This window comes from Aliivibrio kagoshimensis (assembly GCF_050337105.1).
In the GTDB taxonomy this organism is placed as follows: Bacteria; Pseudomonadota; Gammaproteobacteria; order Enterobacterales; family Vibrionaceae; genus Aliivibrio_A; species Aliivibrio_A kagoshimensis.
Genome location: NZ_JAKJSQ010000014.1, coordinates 55,684 through 72,764 on the forward strand (window position 1 = coordinate 55,684; position 17,081 = coordinate 72,764).

The window sequence follows — 17,081 nt, forward strand, 5'->3', positions numbered from 1 at the left end:
TAGTTGCTTGATAAGTAAGAAATCGGTTGCAATCTGAACGGATTGGAATATTATAGCCGTCTAGAAGTCGAAACCGCCATATACCTACATTGAGTATGGTTGTTTCATTCAACGTACTTGTTTAATTTAAAAAGTGGACACCATCATGGCAAAACACCTTTTTACCTCTGAGTCTGTATCAGAAGGTCACCCAGACAAAATCGCCGATCAAATTTCTGATGCGGTACTTGATGCGATCATTGCTCAGGATCCTAAAGCTCGTGTGGCTTGTGAGACCTACGTAAAAACTGGCATGGTTATGGTCGGTGGCGAGATCACTACCTCAGCTTGGGTTGACATCGAAGAGCTCACTCGTGAAACCGTTCGTGAAATTGGTTATGTGCACTCTGACATGGGCTTTGACGCAAACTCGTGTGCCATCTTGAATACTATTGGTAAGCAGTCTCCAGACATCAACCAAGGTGTTGACCGTGCTGACCCTAAAGAGCAAGGCGCTGGCGACCAGGGCATCATGTTTGGTTACGCAACCAACGAAACAGACATTCTAATGCCTGCTCCAATCACTTACTCTCACCTTCTTGTTCAAAAACAAGCTGAAGTACGTAAGGCTGGAAAATTAGACTTCCTACGCCCAGATGCAAAATCACAAGTCACCTTCCAATACGACCAAGGTAAGATTGTCGGTATTGATGCGGTTGTACTGTCAACTCAGCATTGTGATTCAATCTCTACACCTGAACTTCGTGAAGCGGTAATGGAAGAGATCATCAAACCAGTCCTTCCTTCTGAGTGGTTAAATAAAGAGACTAAATTCTTTATTAACCCAACAGGTCGTTTTGTTATCGGTGGCCCAATGGGTGACTGTGGCCTTACTGGTCGTAAAATTATCGTTGATACCTACGGCGGCGCGGCTCGTCACGGCGGTGGAGCTTTCTCTGGTAAAGATCCTTCAAAAGTTGACCGTAGTGCGGCTTATGCGGCTCGTTATGTAGCGAAAAACATTGTTGCTGCTGGTCTTGCTGATCGCTGTGAAATTCAGCTTTCTTACGCCATCGGTGTGGCTGAACCAACGTCTATCATGGTTGAGACGTTTGGTACTGAAAAAGTATCACACCAGATCATCGTTGAAGCGGTTCGTCAAAACTTCGATCTACGTCCATATGGCATTTTAGAGATGCTTGATCTTCTTAAGCCTATCTACAAAAAGACAGCGGCTTATGGTCACTTTGGTCGTGAAGAGTTCCCTTGGGAAGCGACAGATAAAGCGGCAATGCTAGCTGAATTTGCTAAATAGCCCCTTTATTTAGTGAGTTTACCTCGCTAATTCAAAATTTAGAGCAAGAGTTTATTCATTAGACTCTTGCTTTTTTATCTCTTACTTCCCTTCGGTATAAGTGCTCTTATGGAGAAACTGAAACAACACTCCATTGAAAAGGCCGCTCAATGCATTCAACTGGCGCAGAGTGCCTTAAACATGGACTTCGCCCTACCTACCATCTCATTTAACCAGCGCGGAAAGGCGGCCGGTACTGCTCGCTTGCAACGCTGGGAGATCCGTCTCAACCCTATCCTGTTGCAAGAGAACCAACAGCAATTTATTGATGAAGTGATACCCCACGAAATTGCTCACCTTATTACTTTTCAGCTTTATGGCAGAGTCAAACCTCACGGTAAAGAGTGGCAAGGCATCATGAATCACGTTTTTAATTTACCGGCTAAAACAACCCACAGCTTTAATGTTCACTCTTTGCAAGGTAAGACCTTTGACTACCAGTGCCACTGCCAACAACACGTTTTAACAATTAGACGTCATAATAGGGTCATCCGCCAACAAGCCACCTATCTCTGTCAGCGCTGTAAACAACCTCTGATCGCAATGCCTATTCCCTCCCGTTCTACGTTATAATCACAACACATTGTTAAAGCAGGTTTAAGGGTTGTAATTCAGCTCAATAACACCCATGTTATTAGCAACACACGTATTATCATCATTTACGAAAAGTAGTAACACTATGAGTAATCCTAGAATTTTTCACCCCGATACTCTGCCTTCACATGGTGAGGTATCATTAAGCGATGACGCGGCAGGACACGTTGGTCGTGTATTACGCATGAAGATAGGTGAGTCTATCACTCTATTTGATGGCAGTGGCTCAGAGTTTTTGAGCACCATTAGCGCGGTCAGTAAGAAGAACGTGGCCGTGACTGTCCAGACAAAGAGTGAACGTAGCAGTGAGTCGCCACTCAACATTCATTTAGGTCAAGTGGTCTCCCGCGGTGATAAGATGGAATTTACCATACAAAAATCAGTGGAGTTAGGTGTCACAACCATTACCCCTCTTATTTCTGAGCGTTGTGGCGTAAAACTGAATGCAGAGCGATTTGAGAAAAAACTGGCCCAATGGCAAAAAATCATCATCAGCGCTTGTGAGCAGTGTGGTCGAAACACCATTCCCACCATTAGACCAATAATGGCCCTCGAAGCGTGGTGTCAGGAAGAGTACGATGGGTTAAAGCTCAACCTACATCCTAGAGCTCAGTATTCGATCAACGCGCTGCCTGAGCCTGTTAAAAATGTACGTTTGCTGATCGGTCCAGAAGGCGGGTTATCCGCTGACGAGATTAGCATGACAGAACACTATAATTTTGAAGAGACGTTGTTAGGCCCTCGAGTATTACGAACCGAAACCGCAGCGCTCACCGCAATTACCGCACTACAAGTTCGCTTTGGCGATCTTGGATAACTCGGAGAATAGACATGATCAAACTCGGCATTGTAATGGACCCAATTTCATCCATTAATATCAAAAAAGACTCGAGCTTCGCTATGATGATGGAAGCGCAACGACGCGGTTGGGAAATTCATTATATGGAGATGGCTGACCTCCACTTGGATCAAGGCAAAGCAATTGCTGACACCAAAGTTGTCACATTGACAGAAGACCCAAACGGCTGGTATGAATTCACTTCTGAGCAGACGATCGCCCTCTCTGATCTTGATGCGGTTCTAATGCGTAAAGATCCCCCTTTTGATACCGAATACATCTACGCAACCTATATTTTAGAACGTGCTGAAATGGAAGGGGCACTGATTGTCAACAAACCGCAGAGTCTACGTGATTGCAATGAGAAACTATTTACAGCCTGGTTTCCAGAGCTAACTCCAACCACCATTGTGACCCGCAAAGCGGAAAAAATTAAAGCGTTTCGTGAGCAGCATGGTGACATTATTTTAAAACCGCTTGATGGTATGGGGGGAGCCTCTATTTTCCGCGTCAAAGCAGGTGACCCCAATGTCTCCGTCATCATAGAGACGTTAACTAACCACGGGCAAAACTACTGCATGGCGCAGACATTTGTTCCTGATATCACCAATGGCGATAAACGTATTCTTGTGGTGGACGGCGAGCCGATGCCTTACTGCTTAGCACGAATTCCAGCCGAAGGGGAAACCCGTGGTAACTTGGCGGCAGGTGGTCGAGGTGTGGCGCAAGCAATTAGTGATACAGATAGAATGATAGCTGAAACAGTTGCACCTATACTCAAAGAGAAAGGGCTGATTTTTGTTGGTCTCGATGTCATTGGTGACAAGCTTACTGAGATCAACGTGACGAGCCCAACTTGTATTCGAGAGATTGAAGCCGCGTTTGATATTTCAATCACTGGTAAATTAATGGATGCGATAGCGCGTCGAATTAAACAGTAACTATCGAGGGCCGACATGGATCTTAGAAATCATTTTCTTGTAGCAATGCCGACGATGAAAGACCCATTCTTTCAGAGAAGCGTTGTGTACATCTGTGAACATGACGAAGAGGGGGCGATGGGGTTATTAATCAATCAACCTATCGATATCTCAGTTGAGAACATGTTGGAACAGATTGAAGTTAATCGCGAGCTGCCACTGGAAAAACAGAGCAGCTTAAAGCAACCCGTGCTCAATGGCGGACCCGTTTCAGATGATCGTGGTTTTGTTCTGCATATCCACAAAGACAAATATGCCTCAAGCTTGGATATGACCGATCAACTCTCAGTCACTACCTCTAAAGATATTCTTGCGATTCTAGGCACGAATGACCAACCTGAAAAGTTCTTGGTTACGCTTGGCTATTCAGGTTGGGACGCCGGGCAGCTAGAGAAAGAGTTAACCAATAATACTTGGCTAACCATCGAAGCCGACCCGAGTGTTATTTTTGATACCCCCATTAATGAGCGCTGGCAAAAAGCAGTGCAACAACTGGGCATTGACGTGGCCAATCTTTCTAGCGATGTGGGCCACTCTTAATATGAGAGCACTATGACAAAAACACGCACTATTCTTGCCTTCGACTTTGGAACTAAAAGTATTGGTTCGGCCGTTGGTCAAGAGGTTACGGGAACCGCTGGCCCTTTAAAAGCGTTTAAAGCCAATGATGGGGTTCCAAACTGGAGTGATATTGAGGCCATATTAAAAGAGTGGAATCCCGATCTGATTGTAGTCGGTTTACCACTCGATTTAGAAGGAAAAGCGCTAGAGGCCATTACACCAAGAGCAAAGAAGTTTGCTAATCGCCTACATGGTCGATTTGGTTTCCCCGTTGAACTTCACGATGAAAGACTCTCCACGGTGGAAGCGAAATCAGAGCTGTTTGAATTTGGCGGTTACAAAAAACTCACCAAAGGCAATGTCGACTGTCAATCTGCGGTAATCATACTAGAGAGCTGGTTCGAATCTCAGTGGGCCTAAGCGAATAGAGACCAACGAAAAACAAAACATCCCGATAATCATAATGACTATCGGGATGTTTATATCTGATGTTCATACGCCAGATACAAAAAATGCCGGCTATGCCGACATTTTGTTATTCTAAGAATTAAATCTTAAAATTAAAGAGCTACAACGTTTGCAGCTTGTGGGCCTTTCTGGCCTTGTTCTACTTCAAAAGACACTTTTTGGCCTTCAGCAAGAGTTTTGAAACCCTCAGAAGCGATTGCACGGAAATGTACGAATACGTCAGCGCCGCCGTTGTCTTGAGTGATGAAACCGAAACCTTTCTCTTCGTTAAACCACTTAACGATACCAGTTGATTTAGACATGAATGTCTCCAATTTTTCAATAAAATAATTCGCAATATTGCGTTTTAGCCAGTAATAGAATTATTTATGTGACGATTACTATGATTGGAAAGCTTCATAACAACGGACTAAATTAACAGTACATCGAAGGTTTTCTAAAACATTATAATGTTGCATATAAACAAGGTCTGTATTGCAGGCACGAGACGTATGCTATCACAATCATTGCCCAAGAATAGCTTTTTTTCATGTTTTTTTTAAAAAACCATATGATCCTTTAGTGATAGAGATACTTTGCCAGCCATTAATCCATATCAACCTCAATATTATCAAGGCTTCCAGTGCTATATCCGTCGCCTTTTTTGCTTTTTAGCATTAAACGTAAATCATTAGCTGAATCTGCACTGTGTAGGGCATCTTGCTCTCTGATTTTCCCCGCCATAGTTAGCTCAAAGAGCGATTGTTCAAACGTTATCATGCCCGCTTCAGTTGATTTAGCCATGGTCGGCTTTAATTCATTCAAATCCCCTTTACGTATCAATTCTGACACTCTAGGAGTGTTGAGCAACAACTCAAATGCCGCATGCCGCCCTTTCCCGTTTGCATCAACAATTAACTGTTGGGCAATCACCCCTTTTAGATTTAATGAAAGATCAAACAGAAACTGTTCTCGGCTATCTTTAGGCACTAAATGTAAAATACGTTCCAAAGCTTGATTGGCATTATTGGCATGCAGAGTCGCCATACAGAGATGCCCCGTTTCCGCGAATGTCATCGCAAACTCCATGGTCTCTTGACTACGGATCTCCCCTATCAGAATCATATCTGGAGCTTGTCGCAATGAGTTTTTCAGTGCCACTTCATAGCTCTCAGTATCCAAACCAACCTCTCGCTGAGTCACAATGCAATTATGGTGTGGGTGCACAAACTCAATCGGGTCTTCGACGGTCAAAATATGTCCACTGCAGGTCTGATTGCGATACCCCGTCATTGCAGCCATCGAGGTCGACTTACCAGAGCCCGTCGCCCCGACCACTAAAATTAGTCCCCTTTTAGCAACCGCTAACTCTTGCATCACCTTAGGGAGCTGCAACTCATCCATGCTAGGGATCTGCGTCTCAATTTTTCGAATCACAGCGCCCGGTTGCTCGCGTTGCCAAAAGGCACTGACTCGAAAGCGGCCAAACTCCTCAACCAAGGCAAAATTAGCCTCTAAGGTACGGTGAAACTCCTGCGAGCGATCGCTATCCATCATCTGTGAAAGTAGGGTCTCAACATCGGCTTTATTCAGCGTTGCCCCTACAGGTTTCAGTCCACCGTCCACTTTTAATAAACAAGGGGAATCCACTGTAATGTAAAGGTCTGAAGCCTTATCACTCTGCATTCGCTTTAACAGTTCAACTAACATCATACTGTTCCTCCTCTAAAATCCGAGCTTCGCTGTTAGATCAATTTTTGTGCTCACCTCTTGCTGGTCAACAATACCTTGGCTCAGAAGTTTATTGGCTCCTTGCTCTAACGTTTGCATTCCGCTGGCAACACCAGTCTGAATAATCGAATTCATTTGCGGTACTTTATCTTCTCGGATCAAGTTACGAATCGCAGGATTGGCTATCATAATTTCATGACAAGCAACTCGTCCTGCTCCTATTCGTTTTAACAGGGTTTGGGCGACAACCGCTTTTAAAGACTCTGAAAGCATTGAGCGCACCATAGACTTATCATTACCAGGAAAGACATCAATAATTCGGTCTATGGTTTTCGCCGCTGAACTGGTATGCAAGGTTCCAAACACCAGATGCCCTGTTTCTGCAGCGGTTAATGCAAGACTAATGGTCTCTTGATCGCGTAACTCCCCCACCAAAATCACATCAGGGTCTTCTCGAAGGGCTGATCGAAGAGCCGCACCAAATGTGTGCGTGTCTCGGTGAACTTCTCGTTGATTAATCAAACACTTCTTATTCTGATGAACAAATTCAATGGGGTCTTCGATGGTCAGAATATGTTTATTGGTATGCTCATTAATGTAATCGACCATCGCCGCTAATGTCGTTGATTTACCTGATCCGGTCGGACCTGTGATTAAAACTAATCCTTTTTGATAACCGGCAATTTGAGTAAACACTTCAGGTGCTAATAGCTGGTCCAAGGTAGGGATAACCATAGGAATGGTTCTAAAAACAGCAGCACAGCCTCGTGACTGATTAAAGGCGTTAACCCTAAAGCGACCTACCGAAGGAAGTTCGAATGAAAAATCGACCTCTAACTTCTCTTCAAATTCGCTTCTTTGCGCATCATTCATGATATCAAAGACTAAACGGTGTACGTCTGAGTGAGAAAATGGTGGTAAAGTTAACTTTCTCACATCACCATCGACTCTCACCATTGGGGGAACCCCTGCTGAGAGATGTAGATCTGATGCATTTTGTTTTACACTGAAGTCCAGAAGTTCGGTGATATCCATAAAGAGTCCTTAAAAAAGCCATTATGACTAGTATCAAACAAAATCTTAACAACGTCATTAATCAAGTTCATGAAATTGAGAAAAAGTGCGGCAGAGCAATCAATGACGTACAGGTTTTAGCCGTGAGCAAAACCAAACCTATCGAAGCCTTAGTCACAGCGCTTGAAGCTGGACAACTCGCTTTCGGAGAGAATTACGTTCAAGAGGGGGTTGATAAAATTCACTATTTTAATCAGCAGCACCCAGAACAAGACATCACTTGGCACTTTATCGGCCCCATTCAGTCAAATAAAACCAAACTGATTGCAGAAAATTTTTCTTGGGTGCACACCATAGAGCGAGTAAAAATAGCTCAGCGCCTAAATAACCAACGTGCAGAGCATTTACCGCCACTGCAAGTACTAATACAAGTCAACATCAGCGGTGAAGAGAGTAAATCTGGTGTAACTGAAGAACAGGTGTTATCTCTGGCTCAGGGTATCAGTGAGATGCCAAATCTACAGCTGCGTGGACTCATGGCGATCCCAGAGAATGTCTCTGATTATCAGCAACAGCTTGTTTCATTTGTTGCTTTATCAAAATTGCAAAACCGGTTACAACAGCAGTTCGAAAATATTGATACCCTCTCTATCGGCATGAGTGGCGATATGGAAGCCGCAATTGAAGCGGGTTCAACCATGGTAAGAATTGGCACGGCAATATTTGGTGCGAGAGACTATTCAAACCAGTAACATACTGCCATTACTAATCTTTTAGTTAATTAAATATACAGGGATTGAGATGGAACATCGTAAAATAACCTTTATTGGTGCTGGAAATATGGCTCGTTCTATTATTGCAGGCTTAGTAAGTAGTGGTTACCCTGCTAATAAAATCACCGCAACCGCCCCGAGCGATTCAACCAGAGAGCACCTCGCTAGCTGTTACGGCATTAATGTAAACGCTAACAATATCGAAGCGGCGAATGACGCCGAAGTCATCATCCTTGCGGTAAAACCTCAAATGATGGAAACCGTTGCCAATGAGATGCAGATTATCGATTTTTCCGGAAAGTTAATCATCTCAATTGCAGCTGGAATTTGCGCTAAGCGTTTAAATGAGATGTTTGCGTCCCCATTAAATGTAGTACGCGTTATGCCTAATACACCTTCATTAGTGGGTAAAGGGATGAGTGGGCTGTATGCAATACCAAGCATCAACAACAGTGACCGTGACTTTGCGTCACACTTAATGTCTGCGGTTGGTGAGGTGTGCTGGGTTGAACAAGAGTCAGGCATTAATGCCATTATTGCTGCCGCAGGCAGTGCTCCAGCCTACTTTTTCCTCTTCATGGAAGCGATGCAAAATGAAGCAATAAAGCAAGGTTTTGATGCTGAGACAGCAAGACTTCTGGTACAGCAAACCGCACTCGGTGCTGCTGAACTGGTTGTGGCGAACCCAGAGACTGAACTCTCTACACTGCGTCAACAAGTAACATCCAAAGGTGGCGCCACAGCTGAGGCGATACGTACTTTTAATCAACATAATCTTTGCGATACAGTTGCCCAAGCGATGCAAGCTGCGGTAATTCGAGCAGAAGAGATGGAAAAACAGTTTTAGGGCTAAACCAATATGAACGCAATGAACTTTCTAGTTAATACTTTTTTTGACCTCTACATCATGGTTGTACTGCTTCGCGTTTGGCTGCAAGCCAGCCGTGCTGATTTCTACAACCCGTTTTCACAATTTATTGTTAAAGCCACGCAACCGATCGTTGCACCGCTACGTCGAGTGATACCATCGATAGGAAGTCTTGATCTCGCAACCGTTGTTTTTGCCTACGTATTATGTACATTAAAATTTGTACTGATGCAGCTAATAGCAGCAGGCGGCATCACTTTCGACCCCTTCTTTTTCATTATCGGCGCTCTAGCCCTCATTAAAGCGGCGGGTGGTTTACTCTTTTGGGTACTATTAGTCAGAGCGATATTAAGCTGGGTTAGCCAAGGAAGAAGCCCCGTTGAGTATGTTATGCACCAGCTCACTGAACCGCTTCTTGCTCCAATTCGAAAAATACTACCGGACATGGGTGGCTTTGATCTGAGTGTATTAGTGCTGTTTATTGTTCTGCAGTTTAGTAACTTCTTAATGGGTGATCTCGTTGCTACTCTGTTTGGCATCAACTGGTTCGGCCTTTAATCAATGAGCACCGCCATCATTAGAGAGTGCGATGATCTTATCCTTAAGCTCTACATTCAGCCTAAAGCAAGTCGAGACCAGATTGTTGGGCTGCACGGAGATGAGTTAAAGGTAGCCATTACCGCCCCCCCTATTGATGGCAAGGCCAATAGCCATTTGACCAAATTTTTAGCCAAACAGTTTAAGATTGCAAAAGGTAAGATTGTCATTGAGAAAGGGGAACTTGGCAGACACAAACAAGTTCGGGTTCAGAAACCAGAACAGATCCCCGATATCATATATAATTTACTCTGATTCCCTATAAGAAAATAAGCCGACTTAGTCGGCTTCTTCATCTATATACCAAAGGAAAATCATGAAAATACTCTTTTCACTGCTGCTATTAATCTTGTCACAGAGTGCGATAGCGGAACAGTTCAAACAGATAAAAGATCTTGAAGTTCACTACTCTGCGTTTAACTCAACCCTTATTCCTGCGAAAGTAACGCGTCAATATCAAATAAAACGAAGCGGTTATAACGCATTAATAAACGTTACCATGTTAGACCGTTCCCAAGCAGGAAAACCCGCAATTACAGGGATCGTTAAGGGGACAGCAAAAAACTTACTTGGCACGATTAAGCCGCTCAAGTTTAAAGAGATTAAAGAGTCAACATCCGTTTATTACATTGCAGAGCTGCCATTTGTTAATGAAGAGCTATATAGCATAAAGATTGATGTCTCGTCTGGATTAAAAGGCAGCGGTACTATCACCTTTAATCAAAAGTTTTACGTCGAATAGTCATTACAAAACCCATTAGGAGCACTTTCATGAGCAACATAGTTTTAGCGACGGGCAATAAAGGCAAGGTAAAAGAGATGGCCGATCTGCTGTCTGATTTTGGGTTCACGGTATCGCCTCAAAGCGAGTTCAACGTTTCCGATGTAGAAGAGACAGGCACCACATTTATTGAGAATGCCATTATCAAAGCTCGCCATGCCGCCAAAGAGACGGGAATGGCAGCCATCGCAGATGACTCTGGACTTGAAGTAGACTTCTTACAAGGCGCACCTGGCGTCTACTCTGCTCGTTACGCAGGAAATGAAGCCACTGACCAGCAGAACCTTGAAAAGCTGCTTAAAGCGATGGAAGGCGTTCCTGAATCACAAAGAACAGCACGTTTTCACTGTGTATTAGTTCTAATGAAACATGAAAATGACCCAACGCCACTTGTATGTCATGGCCAGTGGGAAGGCAGAATCACCACACAATCCCACGGTGAAAATGGCTTCGGTTATGACCCAATATTCTGGTTAGAAGAGCAGCAGTGCACTTCGGCTCAGTTTGAACCAACACAGAAAAAGCTGCACTCTCACCGTGGCCAAGCACTACAAAAGCTGTTTGCTGCGCTTAAAGAGGCCTAATTAACGATGTTAACCCCGCCACTACTTAGCCTCTATGTCCACATTCCTTGGTGTGTGCAGAAGTGCCCCTACTGTGACTTTAACTCTCACGCTCTCAAAGGTGATATCCCTGAAGAGCAGTATATCGATGCACTCATCGATGACCTTGAGGTTGATTTAGATCGCTACAAACTCAATGACCGTCAAAGAGCGCTACACTCCATCTTTATTGGTGGTGGTACCCCTAGCTTGATCTCTGCATCCGAAATAGGGCGGCTACTACAAGCCATAGAAAAGCGTATCCCCTTTTCAAAACAGATCGAAATCACCATGGAAGCCAATCCCGGTACCGTTGAAGCGGGTCGTTTCATTGAGTTTCGACAAGCGGGCATCAATCGAATCTCCATTGGAGTTCAAAGCTTCCAAGATCCAAAGTTGAAAAAACTAGGGCGTATTCATGGTAAAAAAGAGGCGATAACAGCGGCTAACTTAGCTCATCAGGCAGGCTTAAACAGCTTTAATCTTGATCTAATGCATGGGCTACCCGACCAGTCCATAGACGACGCCATGAGCGATCTCGATAAAGCTATTGAACTGAGTCCTCCACACTTCTCATGGTACCAGCTCACCATCGAACCCAATACCCTGTTTTATTCCAAAACACCGACTTTGCCCGATGACGACGACTTATGGGATATTTTTGAGCAGGGCCACCTGCGTTTAACCGCTGCAGGTTATGAGCAGTATGAGATATCGGGTTACAGTAAGCCTGGTTTTCAATGCCAACATAACCTCAACTACTGGCGATTTGGTGACTACCTAGGTATCGGCTGTGGTGCTCACGGAAAAGTGAGTTTTAAAGATGGACGCATAGTACGCACGACCAAAATAAAACATCCGAGAGGCTACTTAGCACAAACGGAAAAAGGGTTAGCCAAAAACTATCGTTCAGAAGAGAAAGAGGTGGCCAATGATGACCGCGCCTTTGAGTTTTTCATGAACCGCTTTCGACTGTTAGAAGCGTGCCCGAAAAGCGAATTTATTGAACGTACTGGTTTAGCCATCCAGACAATTCAACCCACAATGGATTGGGCACTTGAGCAGAGTTACATTGAAGAGAGCGAGACACACTGGACGATCACCGAACACGGGAAACTGTTCTTAAATGATCTCCTTGCCGCCTTTGTCTCTGACTAGTTGTTGACTAAAAAATAGAACGTCCAATTCTCTCAGAGAGCAGCTCTAACGCCTTTAATCCCGCTAGTGAGTTACCTGAAGCGTCCAGCTCAGGTGACCAAACTGCGATGGTCATATCACCAGGTACGATAGCAATAATCCCCCCTCCCACACCTGACTTTCCAGGCATGCCAACGCGATAAGCAAACTCACCCGCTCCGTCATACAAACCACAGGTTGCCATCAATGCATTGATCTGTTTTGATTGAGTCACACTCACAATTCGCTCTTTGCTGCTCGGTAACACGCCTTTATTGGCAAGATAACTAAAGGTTCTTGCTAAATCACAACAGCTCATCGACAGGGCGCAGGCATGAAAATAGTTGAACAGTACTGGCATCACTTCATTCTCGAAATTACCAAAAGCACGCATTAGATATGCAATTGATGCATTTCGATCGCTATGGTCCATTTCAGAATCGGCCACCACCTTGTCATAGACCACACCCTGATTATCCGATAATTTCCGAGCAAATTCTAACAAGCGATGCTTAGGGGTTGATAAACGGGTATAGAGCATGTCTGCCACAGCAATGGCACCAGCATTAATAAAAGGATTGCGCGGAATACCCTTCTCCATCTCTAGCTGAATCAGCGAGTTGAATGCTTGACCTGAAGGCTCTTTACCTACACGCTGCCAAAGCTCATCTGGTTGGTAATGCATCATTGCCAATGTCAGGCTCAACGCTTTAGAGATAGATTGAATTGAGAACGCTTCATCAGCATCACCAGCACTCACACAGCGTCCATCGTTAAAACAGACAGCAATACCGAGTTTATGGGGGCTAACACAGGCCAGAGCAGGAATGTAATTGGCAACATGACCAGAACCGATCAAAGGCCTAACATCATTCAATATTGCTTCTAGCAGCGCTTTCGTTGGCTTCATTCCTGATACTCCGCAGGGTCATAAAAAAACAAGAGCCAAACATACCGTCAGACTCTTGTTTTGTGTATCATTTTTTGCAACTTTGCTAGCTTGCCGTCATTTTATTTTACGCTTATGACTCTCTTGCGTATTTCATGTCCCAAACGCCATGACCTAAGCGATGACCACGAGCTTCAAACTTCGTCAAAGGACGATCTTCCGGGCGTGGTATATAATCACCATCCACAGCGGTATTGTCATAACCTGGAGCAGCATTCATCACTTCAACCATATGCTCTGCATAGTTTTCCCAATCTGTTGCCATGTGAAACACACCACCAATGGTGATCTTTGAACGTATCATCTCGGCAAACTCCAACTTTACAATGCGACGCTTATGGTGACGCGCTTTATGCCATGGATCAGGGAAGAAAAGTTGTAGCGTAACTAGGCTGTTATCAGGGATCATATGTTCAAACACTTCAACGGCATCGTGACACATTATACGTAGGTTGGTAATACCCGCTTCGCGCGCAAGGCTCAAACAGCCTCCAACACCAGGGCGGTGCACTTCAATACCTACAAAGTTTTTTTCAGGTGACTTTTGAGCCATCTCAACCAAAGAGGCACCCATGCCAAAACCGATCTCAAGAACCACTGGATTGTCGTTACCAAAAACCGTCGACCAAACCAATTTCTCTTCTTTAAAATCAATGCCCATCGTTGGCCAGCACTCTGTCATTGCAGACTCTTGACCTTTAGTTAGGCGACCTTCACGACGAACAAAGCTGCGAATTCTGCGGACTATTTTACCTTCTTCGGTAAATTCATTTTTGGTGACTTCAGTCATAATAGGTGCCTGTACATAAGCTGAGCAATAAATATAAAGCGGCATTATCCAAAGATCCATGCAAGGTGCAAGACTTATCTTTCGTTTTACTTACTACGCCAGTTATGTTGCAATTTGGTTATTAAATAATAATTAGTAGAAACTATTGTCGTGTCCTCATTTTCTCAAGCTGTACTCAACTGGTATGAACAATTTGGTCGTAAAACGCTTCCTTGGCAGATAGAAAAAACGCCGTACAAGGTGTGGCTATCTGAAATCATGCTACAACAGACCCAAGTAACCACCGTTATTCCTTACTTTGAGCGTTTTATGGATCGCTTCCCTACCGTGGAAGATCTGGCCAATGCTGAACAGGATGAAGTCTTGCACCTTTGGACCGGACTCGGGTATTACGCACGAGCTAGAAATCTGCATAAAGCCGCTAAAATCGTGGTTGAGCAGTATCAAGGCCTGTTTCCCACTAATATTGATGACGTTATCGCTCTACCAGGTATTGGACGATCTACCGCTGGTGCTGTGCTCTCCCTCTCCCTAAAGCAACCTCACGCTATTTTGGATGGTAATGTGAAACGAACCCTTTCACGATGCTTTGCTGTTGAAGGGTGGCCAGGGAAGAAACCGGTCGAAAATAGACTGTGGGAGATTGCCGAGTTACATACTCCCAAACGTGATGTAGAGAAATACAACCAAGCGATGATGGACATGGGGGCCATGGTTTGTACACGAAGCAGGCCTAAGTGTGAAATATGCCCTGTGAACACACTATGTGAGGCCAAAGCAGCAGACCGTCAAGCAGACTTTCCGGGGAAAAAACCTAAAAAAGTGAAACCTGAAAAAGAGGCATGGTTTGTTATCTTTCATCACGAAGGAGAAGTGTGGTTGGAGCAGCGTCCACAATCAGGGATCTGGGGAGGATTATGGTGTTTCCCAGAACAAGATAACTCTGAGCTGGCTTCACAATTCGATCGTTTAGGCATCGAGAGGGGCCATCAGGTAAGCAGCCAGCAGCAATTGATCGCTTTTCGCCATACCTTTAGCCACTATCACCTCGATATCGTGCCCATATTGATAAATATTACTCAGAAACCGTCGGTGTTGATGGAAGCCAACGGCGGACTTTGGTATAACTTAGCACAACCAAAGCGAGTCGGATTAGCCGCTCCTGTTCAAAAATTGCTTGATCAACTCACTTATGAATTTAACAGTCAAGGAGACTGACAATGAGCCGTACTGTATTATGTGCCCACCTAAACAAAGAGGCCGATGGCTTAGATTTCCAACTTTACCCAGGTGATTTAGGAAAGCGTATTTACGACAACATATCTAAAGAAGCTTGGGCGTTATGGCAGCATAAACAGACCATGTTGATTAATGAAAAAAAGTTGAACATGATGGACACTGAGCACCGCAAGCTGCTAGAGACCGAGATGGTCAACTTTTTGTTCGAAGGCAAAGAGGTCATCATTGATGGCTATACACCGCCAACTGAGTAGTTCCTCTGCGACATAGTCATATGTTTTTAGCACCTTACCACTAATGACACCATTCTTATGAATCGTGTCATTTTTAATTATAGCGATAGGTCCATAATGAAAAAGCTGCTGCATATATCTTGCTTTACTCTGCTTTTAATGGGTTGTAGCCGTGAGTTTGTTGAGGGTATCTACACAGTGGATTATCAAACAACCAATCGGTTTGCCAAAAACTTGGCCCCCCTTCCAGGTCAATTTCAAAAAGACATTGAGGCGTTCAATCTTCTGATTGGCCATTTCTCTGGAAATATCGAGCAAAAATGGGGAAAACAGCAGATAAAAGTGGCCAGTAAACGTGAATACGTCAAATACACAGACGGTTACTTAAGTCGCTCACAAGTAAGCTTTTCAAAAGGTACCGTCACCATTGAAACCGTCGCTACTACAGAGCAAAAAGCGCACTTAAAAAAGGCCATTATCACAACATTACTGACCCCTGATAGCCCTAGAGACGTTGATCTCTATTCTGCGGCCGACATTCGTTTAGAAGGCACACCCTTTTTATATCAACAGGTATTGGATCAAGATGGTAAAGCGATCCAGTGGTCTTGGCGCGCCAGTAAATACGCGGATTATTTAATTGAAAATCAGTTAAAAACCAAACAGATCGCCTATAAAAAAGCTATCTACGTCGAAATCCCTATGGTCAAAAACCACTCAGATCTTCGCAGTTATCAATATGCCGATATCGTCAGAGATGCCTCACAGCGCTACGACATCCCTGAAGACCTTATCTACTCGATTATCAAAACTGAGAGCAGTTTCAACCCCTATGCAGTGAGCTGGGCCAATGCCTATGGTTTGATGCAAGTGGTCCCAAAAACGGCAGGCAAAGATGTGTTCAAGTTAGTGAAAAAACGATCCGGTATGCCGTCACCCGAGTATCTTTTCGATCCCGCTAAAAACATTGATACCGGCACTGCCTACTTTTACATTTTGAAGAATCGTTATTTAAAAGATGTACGCCACTCTTTATCACTCGAATACAGTATGATTTCAGCCTATAACGGAGGCACAGGCGGTGTGCTAAACACTTTTGACAAGAACCGTAGTAGAGCAATGAATGATCTTAACTCACTGCAACCTAATCAAGTTTACTGGGCGCTGACTAAAAAACACCCAAACAAAGAGTCACGTCGCTATTTAGAAAAAGTAACGGCTTATAAGAAAGCCTTTAATGCCGGAAAACACTAAAGAAGAAATGTGCTAAAAATCACTCGAATTGTTTACGAAAGCAGCAAAACAACTCTTTTTTATCACTTTTTGCAAAAAGGTGTTGACGGATTGGAAGAAAATCCGTTTAATAGCGCTCCGTTGCCCGGATAGCTCAGTCGGTAGAGCAGAGGATTGAAAATCCTCGTGTCGGTGGTTCGATTCCGCCTCCGGGCACCACAATTTGGTGTCTAAGTTTATTAACAGTAAACTTGAATGCAAAAAGAATAAAGTGTGCCGACTTAGCTCAGTAGGTAGAGCAACTGACTTGTAATCAGTAGGTCACCAGTTCGACTCCGGTAG

20 protein-coding genes, 1 tRNA gene and 1 pseudogene are annotated in these 17,081 nt (G+C 44.1%); 17 read left to right on the forward strand and 5 right to left on the reverse strand.

Annotation, left to right across the window (positions count from 1 at the left end; genetic code table 11):
• Positions 1-145: 145 nt before the first annotated feature.
• From metK to ruvX, 6 genes are all read left to right on the forward strand, one after another.
• Complete coding sequence (gene metK / locus L4C32_RS07105) at positions 146-1,294, forward strand: methionine adenosyltransferase (RefSeq protein ID WP_428196166.1); 1,149 nt, start codon at positions 146-148, stop codon at positions 1,292-1,294.
• A gap of 108 nt (positions 1,295-1,402) precedes the next feature.
• The gene (locus L4C32_RS07110) at positions 1,403-1,906 is read left to right on the forward strand and encodes a SprT family zinc-dependent metalloprotease (protein ID WP_428196167.1); all 504 of its coding nucleotides are present in this window, start codon (positions 1,403-1,405) and stop codon (positions 1,904-1,906) included.
• Between the two features lie 106 nt (positions 1,907-2,012).
• Positions 2,013-2,744 carry a 16S rRNA (uracil(1498)-N(3))-methyltransferase gene (rsmE, locus tag L4C32_RS07115; protein WP_428196168.1) on the forward strand — a complete coding sequence of 244 codons (732 nt, stop codon included), beginning with the start codon at positions 2,013-2,015 and terminating at the stop codon, positions 2,742-2,744.
• Between the two features lie 14 nt (positions 2,745-2,758).
• The gene (gene gshB / locus L4C32_RS07120) at positions 2,759-3,706 is read left to right on the forward strand and encodes a glutathione synthase (RefSeq protein WP_428196169.1); all 948 of its coding nucleotides are present in this window, start codon (positions 2,759-2,761) and stop codon (positions 3,704-3,706) included.
• A gap of 15 nt (positions 3,707-3,721) precedes the next feature.
• On the forward strand, positions 3,722-4,285 hold the full coding sequence (locus L4C32_RS07125) for a YqgE/AlgH family protein (RefSeq protein WP_428196170.1): 564 nt from the start codon (positions 3,722-3,724) through the stop codon (positions 4,283-4,285).
• 12 nt (positions 4,286-4,297) lie between these two features.
• Complete coding sequence (gene ruvX / locus L4C32_RS07130; RefSeq protein WP_428196171.1) at positions 4,298-4,726, forward strand: Holliday junction resolvase RuvX; 429 nt, start codon at positions 4,298-4,300, stop codon at positions 4,724-4,726.
• Between the two features lie 140 nt (positions 4,727-4,866).
• On the opposite strand, the gene cspE is transcribed toward ruvX, so the two are convergent.
• The 3 genes from cspE to L4C32_RS07145 form a co-directional block, all read right to left on the reverse strand.
• Positions 4,867-5,076: a transcription antiterminator/RNA stability regulator CspE gene (gene cspE / locus L4C32_RS07135; RefSeq protein WP_428196172.1), complete on the reverse strand. Its 210-nt coding sequence runs from the start codon at positions 5,074-5,076 to the stop codon at positions 4,867-4,869.
• Between the two features lie 283 nt (positions 5,077-5,359).
• Positions 5,360-6,466: a PilT/PilU family type 4a pilus ATPase gene (locus L4C32_RS07140; protein ID WP_428196173.1), complete on the reverse strand. Its 1,107-nt coding sequence runs from the start codon at positions 6,464-6,466 to the stop codon at positions 5,360-5,362.
• Between the two features lie 12 nt (positions 6,467-6,478).
• Entirely contained in the window at positions 6,479-7,519 is a 1,041-nt protein-coding gene (locus L4C32_RS07145) for a type IV pilus twitching motility protein PilT (RefSeq protein WP_428196174.1), read from the reverse strand.
• Positions 7,520-7,542: 23 nt separating this feature from the next.
• Here L4C32_RS07145 and L4C32_RS07150 point away from each other — a divergent pair, with 23 nt between their 5' ends.
• The 7 genes and pseudogenes from L4C32_RS07150 (at position 7,543) to hemW (ending at position 12,277) form a co-directional block, all read left to right on the forward strand.
• The gene (locus L4C32_RS07150) at positions 7,543-8,250 is read left to right on the forward strand and encodes a YggS family pyridoxal phosphate-dependent enzyme (protein ID WP_428196175.1); all 708 of its coding nucleotides are present in this window, start codon (positions 7,543-7,545) and stop codon (positions 8,248-8,250) included.
• A gap of 49 nt (positions 8,251-8,299) precedes the next feature.
• A complete protein-coding gene (proC, locus tag L4C32_RS07155; RefSeq protein ID WP_428196176.1) occupies positions 8,300-9,118 on the forward strand; it encodes a pyrroline-5-carboxylate reductase in 819 nt (272 codons plus the stop codon).
• Positions 9,119-9,130: 12 nt separating this feature from the next.
• Positions 9,131-9,720, forward strand: a pseudogene (locus L4C32_RS07160) (YggT family protein).
• Positions 9,701-9,991 carry a DUF167 family protein YggU gene (gene yggU, locus L4C32_RS07165; RefSeq protein ID WP_428196177.1) on the forward strand — a complete coding sequence of 97 codons (291 nt, stop codon included), beginning with the start codon at positions 9,701-9,703 and terminating at the stop codon, positions 9,989-9,991. The pseudogene L4C32_RS07160 and the gene yggU overlap by 20 nt, the downstream one beginning before the upstream one ends.
• Positions 9,992-10,052: 61 nt before the next feature.
• Positions 10,053-10,478 carry a DUF4426 domain-containing protein gene (locus tag L4C32_RS07170; protein ID WP_428196178.1) on the forward strand — a complete coding sequence of 142 codons (426 nt, stop codon included), beginning with the start codon at positions 10,053-10,055 and terminating at the stop codon, positions 10,476-10,478.
• 29 nt (positions 10,479-10,507) lie between these two features.
• Positions 10,508-11,101: an XTP/dITP diphosphatase gene (locus L4C32_RS07175; protein ID WP_428196179.1), complete on the forward strand. Its 594-nt coding sequence runs from the start codon at positions 10,508-10,510 to the stop codon at positions 11,099-11,101.
• Between the two features lie 6 nt (positions 11,102-11,107).
• Entirely contained in the window at positions 11,108-12,277 is a 1,170-nt protein-coding gene (hemW, locus tag L4C32_RS07180; RefSeq protein ID WP_428196180.1) for a radical SAM family heme chaperone HemW, read from the forward strand.
• A 7-nt stretch (positions 12,278-12,284) separates the two neighbouring features.
• Here the strand turns inward: hemW and glsB are convergent, their stop codons facing one another.
• Together glsB and trmB are read right to left on the reverse strand one after the other, a co-directional pair.
• Positions 12,285-13,205 (reverse strand): glutaminase B, encoded by a 921-nt coding sequence (gene glsB, locus L4C32_RS07185; RefSeq protein WP_428196181.1) that lies wholly within the window; start codon positions 13,203-13,205, stop codon positions 12,285-12,287.
• A gap of 112 nt (positions 13,206-13,317) precedes the next feature.
• The gene (gene trmB / locus L4C32_RS07190) at positions 13,318-14,034 is read right to left on the reverse strand and encodes a tRNA (guanosine(46)-N7)-methyltransferase TrmB (protein WP_428196182.1); all 717 of its coding nucleotides are present in this window, start codon (positions 14,032-14,034) and stop codon (positions 13,318-13,320) included.
• Between the two features lie 150 nt (positions 14,035-14,184).
• Between trmB and mutY the strand changes: the two genes are divergently transcribed.
• From mutY to L4C32_RS07210, 4 genes are all read left to right on the forward strand, one after another.
• Positions 14,185-15,252 (forward strand): A/G-specific adenine glycosylase, encoded by a 1,068-nt coding sequence (mutY, locus tag L4C32_RS07195; protein ID WP_428196183.1) that lies wholly within the window; start codon positions 14,185-14,187, stop codon positions 15,250-15,252.
• A gap of 2 nt (positions 15,253-15,254) precedes the next feature.
• Positions 15,255-15,527 (forward strand): oxidative damage protection protein, encoded by a 273-nt coding sequence (locus L4C32_RS07200; RefSeq protein WP_428196184.1) that lies wholly within the window; start codon positions 15,255-15,257, stop codon positions 15,525-15,527.
• 96 nt (positions 15,528-15,623) lie between these two features.
• Positions 15,624-16,760, forward strand: coding sequence for a membrane-bound lytic murein transglycosylase MltC (gene mltC / locus L4C32_RS07205; RefSeq protein WP_428196185.1), 1,137 nt, complete (start codon positions 15,624-15,626; stop codon positions 16,758-16,760).
• A 122-nt stretch (positions 16,761-16,882) separates the two neighbouring features.
• A tRNA-Phe gene (locus tag L4C32_RS07210) sits at positions 16,883-16,958 on the forward strand.
• Positions 16,959-17,081: the final 123 nt, after the last annotated feature.

Bases quoted from the DNA above. Each gene is read 5' to 3' on its own strand.
- L4C32_RS07200 (WP_428196184.1), top strand. From the start codon at position 15,255: ATGAGCCGTACTGTATTATGTGCCCACCTAAACAAAGAGGCCGATGGC.
- L4C32_RS07125 (WP_428196170.1), top strand. From the start codon at position 3,722: ATGGATCTTAGAAATCATTTTCTTGTAGCAATGCCGACGATGAAAGAC.
- L4C32_RS07175 (WP_428196179.1), top strand. From the start codon at position 10,508: ATGAGCAACATAGTTTTAGCGACGGGCAATAAAGGCAAGGTAAAAGAG.
- proC (WP_428196176.1), top strand. From the start codon at position 8,300: ATGGAACATCGTAAAATAACCTTTATTGGTGCTGGAAATATGGCTCGT.
- cspE (WP_428196172.1), bottom strand. From the start codon at position 5,076: ATGTCTAAATCAACTGGTATCGTTAAGTGGTTTAACGAAGAGAAAGGT.
- L4C32_RS07140 (WP_428196173.1), bottom strand. From the start codon at position 6,466: ATGATGTTAGTTGAACTGTTAAAGCGAATGCAGAGTGATAAGGCTTCA.
- ruvX (WP_428196171.1), top strand. From the start codon at position 4,298: ATGACAAAAACACGCACTATTCTTGCCTTCGACTTTGGAACTAAAAGT.
- mltC (WP_428196185.1), top strand. From the start codon at position 15,624: ATGAAAAAGCTGCTGCATATATCTTGCTTTACTCTGCTTTTAATGGGT.
- trmB (WP_428196182.1), bottom strand. From the start codon at position 14,034: ATGACTGAAGTCACCAAAAATGAATTTACCGAAGAAGGTAAAATAGTC.
- L4C32_RS07170 (WP_428196178.1), top strand. From the start codon at position 10,053: ATGAAAATACTCTTTTCACTGCTGCTATTAATCTTGTCACAGAGTGCG.
- gshB (WP_428196169.1), top strand. From the start codon at position 2,759: ATGATCAAACTCGGCATTGTAATGGACCCAATTTCATCCATTAATATC.
- hemW (WP_428196180.1), top strand. From the start codon at position 11,108: ATGTTAACCCCGCCACTACTTAGCCTCTATGTCCACATTCCTTGGTGT.
- L4C32_RS07145 (WP_428196174.1), bottom strand. From the start codon at position 7,519: ATGGATATCACCGAACTTCTGGACTTCAGTGTAAAACAAAATGCATCA.
- L4C32_RS07110 (WP_428196167.1), top strand. From the start codon at position 1,403: ATGGAGAAACTGAAACAACACTCCATTGAAAAGGCCGCTCAATGCATT.
- yggU (WP_428196177.1), top strand. From the start codon at position 9,701: ATGAGCACCGCCATCATTAGAGAGTGCGATGATCTTATCCTTAAGCTC.
- metK (WP_428196166.1), top strand. From the start codon at position 146: ATGGCAAAACACCTTTTTACCTCTGAGTCTGTATCAGAAGGTCACCCA.
- glsB (WP_428196181.1), bottom strand. From the start codon at position 13,205: ATGAAGCCAACGAAAGCGCTGCTAGAAGCAATATTGAATGATGTTAGG.
- L4C32_RS07150 (WP_428196175.1), top strand. From the start codon at position 7,543: ATGACTAGTATCAAACAAAATCTTAACAACGTCATTAATCAAGTTCAT.
- rsmE (WP_428196168.1), top strand. From the start codon at position 2,013: ATGAGTAATCCTAGAATTTTTCACCCCGATACTCTGCCTTCACATGGT.